The sequence below is a fragment of the Paenibacillus sp. FSL K6-2859 genome (assembly GCF_038008265.1).
GTDB lineage: Bacteria > Bacillota > Bacilli > Paenibacillales > Paenibacillaceae > Paenibacillus_AQ > Paenibacillus_AQ nitricinens.
This window is the reverse complement of record NZ_JBBOYU010000002.1, coordinates 290,121-304,629: the sequence shown is the minus strand read 5'-3', so window position 1 is coordinate 304,629 and position 14,509 is coordinate 290,121. Positions and strand designations below refer to the sequence as shown.

The 14,509-nt window shown below is 40.4% G+C and carries 17 protein-coding genes, 2 pseudogenes and 1 riboswitch; of the genes and pseudogenes, 4 read left to right on the top strand and 15 right to left on the bottom strand.

What is annotated here, in order from left to right; translation table 11 throughout:
- Positions 1 to 14: 14 nt before the first annotated feature.
- Both lgt and MHB64_RS32175 read right to left on the bottom strand, forming a co-directional pair.
- Positions 15 to 809, bottom strand: coding sequence for a prolipoprotein diacylglyceryl transferase (gene lgt, locus MHB64_RS32180; protein WP_094874482.1), 795 nt, complete (start codon positions 807 to 809; stop codon positions 15 to 17).
- A 229-nt stretch (positions 810 to 1,038) separates the two neighbouring features.
- Positions 1,039 to 2,229, bottom strand: a complete 1,191-nt coding sequence (locus MHB64_RS32175) for a cell wall-binding repeat-containing protein (RefSeq protein ID WP_094874481.1) — start codon at positions 2,227 to 2,229, stop codon at positions 1,039 to 1,041.
- Positions 2,230 to 2,384: 155 nt separating this feature from the next.
- On the opposite strand from MHB64_RS32175, the gene MHB64_RS32170 reads away from it, so the two are divergent.
- Entirely contained in the window at positions 2,385 to 3,008 is a 624-nt protein-coding gene (locus MHB64_RS32170; protein ID WP_094874480.1) for a hypothetical protein, read from the top strand.
- Here MHB64_RS32170 and MHB64_RS32165 read toward each other — a convergent pair.
- The 3 genes from MHB64_RS32165 to MHB64_RS32155 all read right to left on the bottom strand — a co-directional run bounded on the left by MHB64_RS32165 (position 2,983) and on the right by MHB64_RS32155 (position 4,594).
- The gene (locus MHB64_RS32165) at positions 2,983 to 3,237 is read right to left on the bottom strand and encodes a hypothetical protein (protein ID WP_143812216.1); all 255 of its coding nucleotides are present in this window, start codon (positions 3,235 to 3,237) and stop codon (positions 2,983 to 2,985) included. The genes MHB64_RS32170 and MHB64_RS32165 overlap by 26 nt on opposite strands.
- A 398-nt stretch (positions 3,238 to 3,635) precedes the next feature.
- Entirely contained in the window at positions 3,636 to 4,106 is a 471-nt protein-coding gene (locus MHB64_RS32160; protein WP_179281769.1) for a hypothetical protein, read from the bottom strand.
- Positions 4,107 to 4,405: 299 nt separating this feature from the next.
- Positions 4,406 to 4,594 (bottom strand): DUF2933 domain-containing protein, encoded by a 189-nt coding sequence (locus MHB64_RS32155; protein ID WP_094874478.1) that lies wholly within the window; start codon positions 4,592 to 4,594, stop codon positions 4,406 to 4,408.
- Positions 4,595 to 4,796: 202 nt separating this feature from the next.
- On the opposite strand from MHB64_RS32155, the gene MHB64_RS32150 reads away from it, so the two are divergent.
- Entirely contained in the window at positions 4,797 to 4,982 is a 186-nt protein-coding gene (locus MHB64_RS32150; RefSeq protein WP_094874477.1) for a hypothetical protein, read from the top strand.
- Positions 4,983 to 5,223: 241 nt separating this feature from the next.
- Positions 5,224 to 5,595, top strand: coding sequence for a hypothetical protein (locus MHB64_RS32145; RefSeq protein ID WP_094874476.1), 372 nt, complete (start codon positions 5,224 to 5,226; stop codon positions 5,593 to 5,595).
- 454 nt (positions 5,596 to 6,049) lie between these two features.
- On the opposite strand, the gene MHB64_RS32140 is transcribed toward MHB64_RS32145, so the two are convergent.
- From MHB64_RS32140 to MHB64_RS32100, 10 genes and pseudogenes are all read right to left on the bottom strand, one after another.
- Positions 6,050 to 6,223 carry a hypothetical protein gene (locus MHB64_RS32140; protein ID WP_179281768.1) on the bottom strand — a complete coding sequence of 58 codons (174 nt, stop codon included), beginning with the start codon at positions 6,221 to 6,223 and terminating at the stop codon, positions 6,050 to 6,052.
- 349 nt (positions 6,224 to 6,572) lie between these two features.
- Entirely contained in the window at positions 6,573 to 6,788 is a 216-nt protein-coding gene (locus tag MHB64_RS34010) for a hypothetical protein (RefSeq protein WP_445671654.1), read from the bottom strand.
- A 64-nt stretch (positions 6,789 to 6,852) separates the two neighbouring features.
- Positions 6,853 to 6,936, bottom strand: a pseudogene (locus tag MHB64_RS34005) (four-helix bundle copper-binding protein); the annotation flags it as partial.
- Between the two features lie 204 nt (positions 6,937 to 7,140).
- Positions 7,141 to 7,335: a DUF2933 domain-containing protein gene (locus MHB64_RS32130; protein WP_094874474.1), complete on the bottom strand. Its 195-nt coding sequence runs from the start codon at positions 7,333 to 7,335 to the stop codon at positions 7,141 to 7,143.
- Positions 7,336 to 7,644: 309 nt separating this feature from the next.
- Complete coding sequence (locus MHB64_RS32125) at positions 7,645 to 8,121, bottom strand: asparagine synthase-related protein (RefSeq protein ID WP_419884385.1); 477 nt, start codon at positions 8,119 to 8,121, stop codon at positions 7,645 to 7,647.
- Positions 8,122 to 8,470: 349 nt separating this feature from the next.
- Complete coding sequence (locus tag MHB64_RS32120) at positions 8,471 to 8,941, bottom strand: C40 family peptidase (RefSeq protein ID WP_094874472.1); 471 nt, start codon at positions 8,939 to 8,941, stop codon at positions 8,471 to 8,473.
- 4 nt (positions 8,942 to 8,945) lie between these two features.
- Positions 8,946 to 9,078: riboswitch (cyclic di-AMP (ydaO/yuaA leader) on the bottom strand.
- A gap of 132 nt (positions 9,079 to 9,210) precedes the next feature.
- Positions 9,211 to 9,810: a TVP38/TMEM64 family protein gene (locus MHB64_RS32115; RefSeq protein ID WP_094868928.1), complete on the bottom strand. Its 600-nt coding sequence runs from the start codon at positions 9,808 to 9,810 to the stop codon at positions 9,211 to 9,213.
- Positions 9,811 to 9,937: 127 nt separating this feature from the next.
- Positions 9,938 to 10,636, bottom strand: coding sequence for a response regulator transcription factor (locus MHB64_RS32110; protein ID WP_373455871.1), 699 nt, complete (start codon positions 10,634 to 10,636; stop codon positions 9,938 to 9,940).
- Positions 10,637 to 10,831: 195 nt separating this feature from the next.
- A protein-coding gene (locus tag MHB64_RS32105) for an IS1182 family transposase (protein ID WP_256989708.1) occupies positions 10,832 to 12,186 on the bottom strand; the annotation gives its coding sequence in 2 pieces (ribosomal slippage) (positions 10,832 to 11,616 and positions 11,616 to 12,186; 1,356 coding nt in all).
- A gap of 141 nt (positions 12,187 to 12,327) precedes the next feature.
- Entirely contained in the window at positions 12,328 to 12,915 is a 588-nt protein-coding gene (locus MHB64_RS32100) for a hypothetical protein (protein ID WP_094868929.1), read from the bottom strand.
- A 326-nt stretch (positions 12,916 to 13,241) separates the two neighbouring features.
- On the opposite strand from MHB64_RS32100, the pseudogene MHB64_RS32095 reads away from it, so the two are divergent.
- Positions 13,242 to 14,433, top strand: a pseudogene (locus MHB64_RS32095) (IS256 family transposase).
- The last annotated feature ends 76 nt before the right edge of the window (positions 14,434 to 14,509 follow it).

The following is a 14,509-nucleotide window of genomic DNA, read 5'->3' as shown; positions in this document are numbered from 1 at the left end:
TTATTTTATCTACTTCAACCCGCTGTACCGCTAGTTATCGGTGTATCCAGTCTTTGTTTTCTTATAAAGTACACCATAAGAACCAGAGCCACACTCATTACCGAAACACTAGTCCATTGGCCAGCTGTCCAGTCGAGCGCATACCGCGGAGAATCTCCACGGAGATATTCCAGTAAGAATCGGCCAGCTGCATAGAGAATATTGTAGGATAGAAAAAGAACACCTCTAGGCAGTTTCTTGTTTTTTAAGGAAAGAAGAATAGCAAAGACAACAAAGTCCCACTGTCCCTCCCAGACTTCTGCCGGCCATAATGGAACAGCTCCATACTGCTCATAGGCTAACGTTCCTTCTGGATAAACGACTCCAAAACCCGCATTAGTAGGTGAACCAAAAGCATCTCCGTTTAGAAAACAGGCTATGCGACCAATCGCTTGTCCCAATATGATTGCTGGCGCAAGCATATCTGCTAATTCCCAGAAGGAGATCCGATGGATTCGGGCATAGGCTGCTGCGGTAACGCTCCCCCCAATCAATGCTCCCTGTATAGAGATCCCACCGTTCCAGATTGCAATAATTTCTGAAGGATGCATCGAAAAATAGTCCCATTGAAAAAAGAACACGTGCCAGATTCTGGCTCCAAGAATTGCCCCACCTATAACGTAAATCATCAAATTGGGTATATGCTCACGAAAAGAAGTATCTCTTGCTATGTATAATGCCACTCCCACCGCCGCCAAAACCGCCAGTGTGACGACAACTCCATAGGATCGAATTGTAAAGCCGCCTATTTCAAATAATTCTACTCTCATATGATTCCCCTTCGGTATACGACTTTATCATTTCTTACCTGATGATCTGATTAGCTATCTTTATTGTACGGACTGAATATGTAGAAAATATGTTGAAACATTGGGTAAAGATTGGGTTATCATGACTTTCAACGGATCATGTGTACCAAAACAGGCTGACAACCGAGAATTGACCGGTGCCAGCCTGTTCAGTGATATCAAGAATTTGATATCAGTTTATGAATGACAATTAATGGCCGGAATGCGGGTTTCCGCCAGATGCAGGGGAAATCTCAAGCATATCATCAATCTCACTTTGGGTAGTGGCAGAAATTGTTGAGCTCTCACCGGTTACCCAGGCATGATTGTAGGGACCTTCTGAAGGTGATTTCTGAAATTTGGGTTGAACATTCATCAAATATTCCATCACAGAATTCGGCAGTCCATCCTTTTCTGTAAAAATCAACGGAGCGTGTTTGCCCAAATGACTAAATGGAGCAGCAGCGATTGCCAGCATCGTCGAATCTGTCGTCAAGAACGAAAAGTTATGTCCGGGCGTAGTGATTCCCCATCCAAAATTATTGTTAGTATCTTTATACTGGGCAAAAGCGATCGCATTTTCGTAGGGATTTTCGCCTGCAATTCGGGTTACCGATCCATAAGACTTTAATTCTTCTTCAACTTTGCTGGATATAACCGAGTCTGGACCAAGGACATAGATGGTCGCCTTTCCTCCGCGCTTATTCAGAGCTTCCACTGTAGCTGCAGGAATTTCGTCTTTCTTCACATAGAGTAATGGTTCTGGCATGTGGGCGATCCAATTTACAGCTGGTAATGTATACTCAGGACTATCCATGGACCCAACAATGACGGCCTGTGGAAGCTCACCCGCTGCTTTTGCATAATAGGCATCAATGGCCTGTGCAACAGCTGCTGGCTCGTCCCCTTCAATCTTATCGATCTTCATATCCAAGGTGTTCAATTGCTCTTCAACGCTTGACGATACTGGCCCTACAATAACAATCTGTATGTTCTCATTCCCTTTAGCACCCATCGGCTTCAGCCGCTTAAGCTCTTCTATTGTTACAGAAGGAACACTCTCTTTGCCAAAAAAGAGAACCGGCCCATTGCTGGGGTGATGAATCAAATCGGTGCTAGCCGCAGCGATTTGCCAGTTACTCACATCGGTCAAAACCACACTTGAGGGTCTATTATTTTCTGTCTCCGCCGTCCAAAGTGTGCGGGAGACCAGAACTGCTGCCTGAGTCGGATCAGACGTATTAATGCGTGTCGTATTTTTAGTCCCCACCCAAGGTTCTGAGATCGTAGTACTCTTTGGTTCATTGGTTGCTGCTTCAGAGTCTTTATTGCCTACTTGACATCCAGATAAAATGGCACTTAATAACAACGTTAACGATCCAATGATTAAAACCTTTTTCATTCCATTTCCTCCAATTTGTAATATCTTAATTTTATTAACTATACTTTACATAAAAATTGTGTGGAAACTATGAAGTTCTACCCTATATTTTAGGGTGGAATGAATCCCTCTCTTTGGCCATACGATACATTATCAACAAACAGGGGGTTGTACAAATGACAAGCTGGATGGTTGCTACAATCTTTTATGTTTTCATGGCATGTTGGTCATTCGGTTTCATTTACCGCTACCGTTGTAATCTTACAAGTACGATCACGATGATATCCCCAATGGTAAGCGGCATGATCATCGGCTTTGGGGGAGGAACGATTGCGGGTTTGTTACTCAGTCATAACTTGCTGCTATCCCTTTTCATTTGTGTTCTTATCGGGATGATTGCAGGTGGCAGTATAGGGGCGATAATCAGTATTGGTGCCTTTCTGAACGGGGCATTATCTGGCATGATGGCAGGGATGACGGGCGCGATGCTCATTAATATGCTTCCCACTTCACAGTGGAGCCAAAGTATCTTAGCATTTATGGTTATCAGTGGTATTTTTCAGTTTGTCCACCTGTTAATGCTTCAAGGGCAGATTGAAGAAAAAATCCTTAGCCAGTCCCCATGGATATATCGCAGTCCCGCGCTTATGCTCATTGTAACCGTTATACTTCTTTCAATTCACATCACCTTCGAACGTAAGGAAGCTTCACTCATCGACTCTAGGTCTGCCCCGAAGCCTGAGCATATTCAACAACCATTCGATAAAAGTAAGTCTAGTGGACACCGAATGTCTCATTAAGAATAGCTGGTGTACCTATAGCCATTCTCCACTGCTCATCAGGCAACACCGACTTTGCAATAATTTGGAGGTTAGAACATTCATCCCGTATTGTTTTTGATCCATGAAACAATCCTGAGTAATACTTCGTATTAAACTGTTCTTCATTATGGTTGGAACCTACTTCATCCGCACAAACGTATACTTCGATTGGAGCCAGTAACTTATGGAATGAATTCCTCGTCTTCATATTCCCTTAGATATGTATGACTTCATCCGAAAGCTGGGACAGTAAATATATATCATTAATCACATGTGCTATGGGAAAGACCTGCTGAGTCTTTCCAGAACATACTGTAGTTGTACCCGCTATAAGAAAAAGAGTACCCAATGCCCCCAAATTCAACACCCCTTCTATTAATTTACAAATAGGTTGGCCGAGCCTTATTATTTTTATACTCCTATCTTTCTCCATAGATTCAATACAATTTCAGGGTAAATCAAACCTAATTATTTTTATCCCTCCTAAAAATTAAACCGTCTGATCATTTTCAACCTATTGCGGTTTGGTTGCAATCAGACTATGAGCAGCTCTTTCGATTGGAAGTGTTCAAATACCGTCTCTTGTCACTATGATAACAGTACTTTTTACAGTATTAAACCACTTGTCTGACTTGTTGTAGCTGCGTTCTCCATATTCATTGCTTCGGAAGCCTGTTGTGCCTGCAACATCGTTTGCTTGGTTTGGTTATCTACCCATTGAATTGTGCTATCAAATTCCATTATCGCTTGAGCCATTTGATATATAGCCTTGTTTGCCTGTTGCACATCTCCGACTACGGTAGACTCTGCTACAGCATTCTCTGATAAATTAGATAAAAAACAATTCCTTGGCATCGTAAGTTTTTGAGGTACATTACTTAATACTGCCTTGTTTTGGAACAATACATTGTAACGATTGACATACACTTGATAGTCCAGGTTCGTCGCTTCCGTCAATCTAACCATTTTATTTATATTCTGATTAAGTTGATCCAAAAGATATGCTCCCTCAGACAGGAAATATAGACCTCTTTGGTAACGCCCAATCAGTAGTGGATTGATAGAACTAGAAGACATTAATTCTGCTACTTGATTATGATAATCACGATAAGTGCGATTCCAATAATATTGCGCAAAGCAAAATTCCCGCCTCCTTTTAGCAGCTCTACATTTATCTACTTTTTTTATTGCCGTAAGAAAAGAATACCAACGGAATTTTGGGAAAGTATGGAGAAACAATAAGGAAAAATATAAATAATCGGGATGCATAGCCCTGATATGTGAATGAACAAAAAAATCGCCCTATCTAAACGGTAGGTTGTGTGACACCTTCGTTTAGCTTAGGACGATTGTTCGATTGTTAGTTATAAAATTTTCTAGTCAATATTTAATTGTTTTTTCAATCGTTCGTTTTCCACTTTTAATTCATTAAAGTCTTCGTGAAGTGTCCAATCTACTTGTGATTGGTTCGAATGAGATCCATGACCAGGCATTCCTTTCATCCCAAACATCATAAATATCATCATCAGTGGACATAACAACAATAGTAACAATGACCATTCCATCTGTGTGCCTCCTCTGTAAATTGTCTTTCTTTTGATATTTTTATTATAGAAGAGTGATTTGTGGATTTGATGTTGAAACATTGGGCATTCCATGAAGTTATTGATTCTTGGCTTAACTCCTTAATGTCTACATTGAACCGACACATATTAATGGTATTTTTAAATGGAATTAAATAAATGAAACAACAAGGAGGAATTATTTATGACAGGTTTGAGCCAGGTATCAAGTGCAGGTAATATGCCAAAAAATTGTGGAATGGAAGGTATGCATGGAGGGGCTGCAATTAAGCAAACGACCAATTACCAACACACTGAGGCCACTCATCAGAACCATACGGCAAAAATACCGGATCAGTATCGAGGGCAAACTGTTGATATTAAGGTCTAGGAGCTACTTACATACCAAATAAATCGTAAGCGTCAAACAGCCCAAACCTTGAGATCAGGATGAGGGCCGTTTGACGCTTACCTTTACAATGGACTGATCATCAAAATCCCCCGCTAAAATTACATTGGTATGGCTCCTTTGTTGTTTCTGCTAACAGGCATCGCTTCGTTATAACTTCATCTCAACTCCATATTTCATCCTTATAATAAGTGTAAAGAATTTATAAAGGAGGTGAACCCCCTTGAAAAAAGAAAGAACCTTACTCAAATCGATCAGTTCTGTCCTTTTCGCGCTCTTTGCATCTGCACATCATTGGCTTCATACCCTGTTGATTGCCTTAGGATTAACATCCTTAGGTGCTGGGCTCTTCTCCATGGCTCCATCTCTTAAACTCATTTTTTTAGTCATCTCTCTTCTCTTGTCCATATGGTTTATCGTTGTAGCGAAACGAAGGTGGAAAAAAGATCGTCCTGCGGCATGGGTATATTTCATTTCATCGATCATATCCATCATCCTGGTTATTACAGCGGTACCTCAATCCATTTCGGATTTTCTGGATAAGCCCGTACAACAAAACAATCAACAAGAGGAGCATTCAGAGCATCACAAATAAATCAATAGATAAACCGTTTAGAGGAGTGTAAGTATGTTTTATGGTTTGGTTATAGGTTTATCGAAGGGCTAGAAACATTTTTGCAGTGGGGAGGCGCTGCTTTATTATGTAGCATCTTAATCGCTATTATTCTGTCAGTGTTGACCCTAACTATTTTTTCTGCGTGGTGCTATGGTTGAACAAACAAAGCAGAGTTATCAATGGAGCTTGGAAAGTAAAGCTCTTTCTGTTTTACAAGCAGACCGGATTAGCGGACTGAGTATTTTTTCCTTCTTCACACAGAAGTTAGTGGAAGTCAGTATATGTATGTCGCTGGGTGGGTGATTTTCCTTTGATGGGGGGGAACCTCCACCCAAAGAGCATCATGGTCACAGAAGTCTTTTTGAACCCATTACCGGCCTTTTTTTTGGTCCTCCTGGCCTCCCCATTCAAATCCCTCTAGAGCACTCCTTCTTCATCGATCCCATGGCAAAGTGGCAGCCTCTCCATCGATGATGCCACATTTGAGCTTCACGGCAGGCCATAGAGATATACCACGGACTGTATGACTGAAGCATTTTCCAGCTTTTCCGCTTGCTGTTTCCGGTTTGAATAGGGACAGAAATGAATTATTTAGGTTGTTGTCCATCTTAACTCCTCAGATTATTACAATATTAACGAACGAACATTATGGATGGTTATACGGCTGGTATGATGGCTTAGACAAGATCTAATCCCATTATTCTCCATGACACATCAACATATTCCCACCGTTACACATCGATAAATAAGGGAGCATATGGACTTACTAATTAAACACAAATTAACATTGCCTATCCTAATTAGATGACAACACTAGACGAAGGGCGAATTAGTCTGTCAATGTTACTAAAAAATAATAAACTATTGCAAAACGACGAAAGCTCTTACTAGCTTTCGTCGTTTCTTTATTTCTCATGGGTGCAACTATCTAAAATTCCGTTCATTGCTCCCCTCAATCACCTAACCTCAACTTTACGAAGCCATTTTACGGCATTCATCTGCACATTTACGACAATACTCAACACATTTCTGACAATGTGCGTCTTGAAATTTCGAACATTCTGCAGCACAATCGTCACAGATCTTTGCACAGACTTGGCAAAATTCTTTTGCGTATATACTTCCACGAGCCATCCATTGGGCAGCTGTTGCACAGATATCCGCACAATCACGCAAAGTGTGGATACAGTGAATTCTTGCTTGCACGTCTGTCTCTTTAAGACAAGAGGTTAAACATTCTTCACATGCTTGCATACAGTCGTTACAACTATCAATACAACTTTGAAAATGTTGAACCGAAGAATGTGAAATTGTCGTCATTTTTATTACTCCTTCATAATTTTAATGTTTGTTCATCCTAAGTTATATTATCCTAAAAGTGTATTTATATACAAAATCTAGCCAGACTGAGTTCGTGATTTATAGCTTGTACAAAGAAATCGCCCCGTCAAAATGGTTAATAAGGTCTTCCATTTATCCATGGGCGATTTCAATGGAGTTTTATATGCTTTTCTCTAATATGAGTTATTTAGACAAGCTTAGAAGTTGCTTTTTCATTCGTTCGTTCTCTACTTTTAACTCATTATAGTCTTCGTGAAGTGTCCAGTTGGATTGTGACTGGTTTGAATGAGAGTCTTTACCATGCATTCCTCTCATCCCAAACATCATCAATACCATCATCAGTGGACAAATCAACAGCAATAGCAAAGACCAATCCATCTGTGTACCTCCTCTGTAAATTGCTTTCTTTTAATATTTTTATTGTAGAAGAGTTGTATGTGGATATGATGTTGAAAGTTTGCATATTTCATGAAGTTATTGTTCCTTGCTTAAGTGATTGAAAAAAGCAATCCGGGTAATAACAACCATGTTCCTTCCTTTTCCTCTCCAGTCATTCCATAATTCGCAACCAACTGTTGATTTAGTCCCCGATTTAAGATGGATAGGATCACATATCTGAATATTTTTCCTCTCGGTAGCTTACGCTATCTCAAAATTAGGCGACTACAATTGACTACTATTATCGAGTTATGAGTTGACTAGAGCTTGCCTGAATATAGACTGTTTAATATACATGGAATGCCACAACGAAAATATATAAATCGTCCAAATCTTGCGGGAATAATCGGCCGTTCCCATTCGATGTTGTTTTAACATCTCTTTAACAACATTTAGTTGAATCCATTGGTCCACCCCACTCTCTGTAATTTGTTGAAGGATGGTATCACCCATTGGGGTTAATAACCATTTTTTCAAAGGCACAGGAAAGCCTAATTTTGGACGACCTAACACAGAATGAGGTACGATTCCCTCCAGGGCTTTACGTAAGATGTATTTAGTGGTTCCTATTGCGAGCAATAATGAAGCAGGAATTTTCTGGGCAATCTCAAACACTTCTTTATCAAGGAAAGGAACACGAACCTCTAAAGAGTGAGCCATACTCATCTTATCGGCTTTCATTAATATATCACCAGGCAACCAAAGGTTAAGATCTATTAACTGCATACGGGTTACGTCTTTTAAACCTTTGTGCCCCGCGTAAATAGGTTTCGTGATTTCTGTCGTAGTTTCCCAGTATTTATATAGATCCGGATGGAAAGAAACGAGAGACCTTTTCTCACCTTCAGAAAAAATGTTGGCATTTCCGAAAAATCGATCTTCTAAGGGTACCCCTCGGGGGTATGTCAATTGTATTATTACCGTTTTTTCACACCTTCCACTAAACACTAAGCCTCGACGCAAAAAGACCTCTCACAATAAAATACAACCTGTGAGAAGTCTTTTTCTTAAAGAGGATGCATACAAACCCAGAAATTAAAAAGGTAAAAAAACAGATGCTGACCTTACAAACTCATCATTCACTAATCATTTTGAGGTAGCTAGTTTCGCTCACTACACGGCGAGCAGTGACATAACGATCACGATAATATGACTCTGAGAGTCTACTAATTCTTACGCCTTTACTGCTTGAGGAATGAGCAAACTGATCATCACCTACATAAATGCCTGCATGGGAAATTCCTGTACCAAAAGTGTTAAAAAAGACCAGATCTCCTACGCGAAGATCATCTTTAGACACGGGTGTGCCTACTTTAGCTTGAGATTGTGATGTGCGCGGTAAATCACCTGCATTAAATTTATCTAATATATACAATATGAAACCCGTACAATCAAAACCCGCCGCCGTAGTCCCCCCCCATAAATAAGGAGTCCCCAATACCTCTTTCACTTCATTTTCAATACTTACTTCACTTGCGTAGGTGCTTGCAGGAACAGAAGTGAACAATACTGCAGCCCCCACTACGGATAAAATAAACTTTTTCAGAATCAGGTTCTCCCTTCAATGCCTACGGAGTTAGCTGAGGGTTCGGTTAAAGGTTCCCTATATTCCTTTGCTTTCAAGAATAATTCACCCAAGAATGGTTCCCCCGTTTTCAATACGAAATTCGGCAATAATTAATTAATTTTTTGTAACTATTGCTATAGTATTGTATTTATATTCACTGTGTCAATCCGATATAAAATTTTCTATTTTTATTTTCAAACAACACAAATACCACACAATTTTATAGTACAATGCATAAATTTCTAGGATTAGTGATCATTTTCGTGAATTTCATTCAACTTACCATTTTTCATCTTACTTGTATGGATAATAATATATAGAGAAAGTAGTGACATTATTGTAATTATTATTTTCATTGATTTATTTTCTACTTTTACATATCCATAAGCAAGTAAGGTTTCTAACCAAATGGAGGGAAGCTTGCCTACAGCAGTTGCCAACATATAGTTCAAGAAAGTCATACTGGATGTGGTGGCTACCAATGTTACAATGGAGGATGGTACGTAGGGTATGAGCCTAGCCAACAACAAGATGAAAAACTGCCTTAGTGGAGTCATATTGTTAAGATTATTTAACCACAGATAATTTACCCTTCTAAGCTTGTTCACTCTTTGAACACCTAATCGATATAAATTGTAGGATACCCCTGCACCTAAGACCTCACCAATCCACGAGAGCAAAAAACCAGGGTAGAATCCGAAAATCAAAACATTTACGGTGGTCATAAAAACTGAAGGAATTACTCCGATGATACTTATAAAAATACTAATTCCAATGCTTATCAGAAATGACCATATCCCCAGCGCACTTAACAATTCTGCAACTTGTTTTGAATAAATAGAAAACATCAGCTCACCATCTTAAAATGATTTAATTCTGATTACCAGTTAACGTCAAAGCTACAACAATCAACATATAACCAAGCACTAAAATCTCATGGTGTCCTTATAGGTAATATTGAATTATATAAATTGTTCAATCCTGTTTAAAAAATCTATACCCTATACTCCGAACCGTCTGAATTGGACTATATTTAAGCCCAGCGTTTTGGAATTTTTGGCGAATTTTCTTTATATGGGTATCAACTACACGATTTTCTCCTTCGAAATCATATCCCCATACACTATCCACCAATTCCTCTCTGGTAAAAGTTTTTTCTCTTCTTTGAGCAAGAGTAACAATCAAATCAAAATCCTTTTGAGAAAACCCCTCCAAGATCCCATCAATATAAATCTCCCTCTTTTTTGGATATATTATTAACCCAGGGAATTCAAGGGATCTTTCTTTTTCAAACATGGATTTTGTAATTGCTACCCTCCGGAGAATGGAGTATATGCGGGCTAATAACTCTTCAGGTTCAATATTCTTGGTTAGGTAATCGTCAGCTCCAATCCTAAGCCCGCGAATCTTGTCCTTAGTATCTCCCTGTTCCGTTAATATCAGCATAGGTACAAAAACGGTTTCCTTGACTACCTTACAGACTTGCCATCCGTCCATATCAGGCAAAATAATATCCAATAATATAATATCAAATGAGTACTTCTTTAACATTTCCAGTGCTTCTGTTCCTGTAGTCGCTTCTTTTACATAAAACCCTTGTTTCTCCAGATAAAACCGAAGCGATTTTCTCATATTCCATTCACTATCTGCAATTAAAACTTGATGTATAGACAATATGTTCACCTGCTCCGTTCCAATTTCCCTTATTATATATAAATTTTGTGTAGAAAAAATGTAAGTTAATTTTTAGGAAAAGAAAAAGCTTCTTAAAAGAAGCTCAGAGTGTCGAGAAACCCAGGTTATTTTAATATCTTGGGTTTCTTTTCATGTTTAGGTGGCTGTAAAATCGGGAAAGTAGGGGGATTACCCCTACTTTTCCAGGCTATCCAGGTGGATCGCCATCTTCTTCATGTTCTGCACGGCTGCCGTCATCAGTGCTTGTTCCCTGACGTTCCGGAGTCCGCGCAAACGGCAATAGCGAAACCCATGGAGCTCTTTAGCATCCGCGAAGCTTCGCTCAATCGTTTCTTTTCGTTTGCGGTACAGCTGTTTGCCAGACTTGCTGAGCCTGTTGTTCCGAACCCAATCTTTACTGTCCTCCCAAACGTGCCGGGTTACCACCTTTCGATGATTTCGGGACTGTGTACATTGACCCAGCAACGGGCAACTCTTGCAATACTCCGGATTGGAAGCATACTGTCGGTAACCTTTGCGGTCTGTGGTTCTGTATTTCAATTCGTGACTCGCTGGACAAACATATAGATTACGTTCGGGATCAAAGGTAAACTTCCACTTTGGAAACAAGCCTTGCTTGGGGTGAAACCTCCGGTGAGCAATCACGGCAAAAATCTTTCGTCTTTGTAGCCCCCGACAAATCGGTGTAGTCAAATATCCTGAATCGAGTGCAACAGCCTCAACTGCAAACCCAAAACGATCTTGCTGGCGACCTAAACGCGACAAATAGGGCACGGAATCATGGACATTTCCGGGCGTTACGTGCACATCGGTAATGAGGTTGTACTTGGTATCGACCGTACGGTGGTCCAAATAAAAGAAGCTTTCTGGTTTGCCATCACGAATCATATATCCACTGTCTGGATCAGTTGTGCTCACTTTAATTTCTTTCTCTTCGTTCACTTCCTCTCTGGGTTTTAGGGCTTTTTTCCATGTTCTTTCCGGTCATCAGCCACGGCGGTATTGAGTTCGTCAATGTAATCTTTGGTATTTTGTAGTACTTGTTGTTTGGTATAGTGATGTTTATTCGCATTGGCTTTCACATGGGTCGAATCGGTCACGAGAACACGTCCGCCAATCATTCGGTGCGAAATACCTTGGAGAACAATCTCATCGAAAATATCCTGAAAAATCGTTGTATCTTTAAACCGGGTCCGCCGGTTCCAGCTAATCGTTGTATGGTCAGGAACCTTGTCGCTAAGCCCTAGACCCAAAAACCAACGATAGGCCAAGTTGGTTTGGATTTCTCGCTCCAATTGACGTTCGGAACGAATACCGTAAAAGTATCCAAGAAAAATCATCTTAAATAAAATAACTGGATCTATAGCTGGGCGTCCGTTATCGGCGCAGTATAGCGGTCGAACCATTTCATCAATAAAAGAAAAATCGATATATTTATCCACCTTTCGAAGCAAGTGGTCTTCGGGGACCAAATCTTCTATGGAAACAAATTCGTAGGATTGTTGTCTTTCTCGGTTGGAACGTAACATTCAACACACCATCCGTTCTATAAATAGTTACCTATATTATACAACATTAACGCGGTGTCGTCTTAAATAATTAGGGCATAAAGAAGGCTGTCGAGACTTTCTCGACAGCCTGAGCTTCTTAAAAGAAGCTTTTTCAGTGAACTAATTTTTCACTTTTCGTAATATTCGTTCATATCCTTTTCTGTCTTCCGAAACTGCTTCAATGTAATCAGAATAATCAAGTTCAGTGAACACTTCTGTGTATTCAATCCATACCTCATCTATAATACTTTCTTTAACATTATTGCGTATCTCACGAATTAACTCTTCATATCCGTCATTTATTCCCGTCATCAGTCTATAAAAATTGTTGTTAAAAATAAGAATTTTCTTATATTCGTTATTGTATGTTCCCAGCTTTTTATCAGCTGATCTAATCGTATCTTTAATGTGGCTTGTTGAGGATAAAAACGTAGAGCTTAGTACACTACAAGGAACCAAGGTTTCACTAATTGAGTCTGTAAGTTGAAGAGAAATATTTAACTTCTTTTCACCAGATTTAATATACTCTTCAGTTTTAATAGAATGTTCTAAAAATTCAGCTCCATTAGTATATATATCATCTAAATCACTAATTTCAGGTCTTTTATATAGATTTCTTTTCACTTTATTCAGATTATTAAACTTAAGCTTCATGTATTTGGAAACATCCAAAGTTATACTTCCGAACTCTGCATTTCCTTTTCTCATATATTTAGCTTCATTGTATACTGCATAAATATTCTAGAGGTTAGATCTTCCTTCTCTAAGTCATTGTATTTATTACCTAAAATAGCTGATAAGCTTAATATTGTTCCATCAAAAGTCAGTTTAACACCCATTATCTCGGATTTTTTCGGTTAATCTTTTTGCGTATCTCTTTATTTTTGCCCCTAAAGTTCTCTATCAATTCAGCAATTTTTTCAGTAAAGGGATGGCGTAAAGTAAGTTGTGTACCAAGATTTGGAGCCTAGCAGGCAACAAAAAAGTAGGGTATTCTCGGGATTGCGAAACCACCAAGAAAGGAACCCTACTCGATGACTATTGTACCCGAAAATCTCATGAATAATCTATTTGAAAATCTTGTCACTACGTTTGTCAAAGACAACTTGGAATCTATCATGAGAACGGAAATTCAGCACTTCATGGAGAATGAGCAAGCGGGTGAGCGTAACAGCCGCAATGGATATTACAAACGGAGTCTGCACACCAAATACGGTCATTTGGAGGATCTAGAGGTGCCTAGAGACCGTAAAGGATACTACCAGACACAAATGTTTGAACCGTATCAACGCAGAGACGGCTGGCTGGAAGAGGCGGTGATCCAAATGTACAAAAGCGGCATGGGCACACGAGACGTGGCCCGTTTCATTGAAAGTATGTTCGGCAGCCATTATTCCGCAACGACCGTGAGCAACATTACCGCAACGGTGCTGGAGGACATTCAGAACTGGCAGGCGCGTCAGCTCGCCCAACGCTACTCCGTGATTTACCTGGACGGTCTCTATGTGAAGCTCAAACGAGGCACCGTCGACGGTGAAGTCATCTATTTTGCCATGGGCATTGAAGAGGGACATCGTCAAATCCTCGGGTTTTACGTCGGCGGTCAAGAGAGCTCCAATGGGCTGGCGGGAAGTCCTAAAAGACCTCTACACCCGTGGTGCACAGGAAGTCCTGCTGGGGGTGTTTGACGGCCTGCCGGGACTCGACGCTGCATTTAAAGAAACGTATCCTCAAGCCGATGTGCAGCACTGTGTGGTTCACAAAGTGCGAGCGACATTTCCTAAAATCCGGGTGGAACACAAAACCGATGTCATTGAAGCCCTTAAGACCGTGTATACCGCACCTGATGAAGAGTTAGCCCGGGCCGCATTCGATACGGTCAAAGCCCGGTGGGGCAAGCTGTACCCGAAAGAAATGGCCTCATGGGAAGAACAGTTGTCAACCTTACTGACGTTCTACAAGTACCCGGCGGAGATCCGCAAAGCCATCTACACGTCGAATCCGATCGAGCGAATGAATAAGGAAATCCGTAAGCGACTCAAACCAATGAATAGTCTGACCAATATGGACGCGGCGGAGAAAATCGTGTACTTGGAAGCGACGGATTACAATGAACGCTTTGCAGAACGTGTAGTCCCAGGATTTGGTGTGGATGCGGTGAAAAAGAAGCTGAATGAGCTGTTCGAAGCCCGCTATCCAACAATACCAACACGGGAAGGAGAGTAGCTTCCGCTCGTCCTGTTTCTGGGGGCGGGGTTCCCCCGCCCCAGAAACACCTGCATACCTAAAACACACTCGTAGA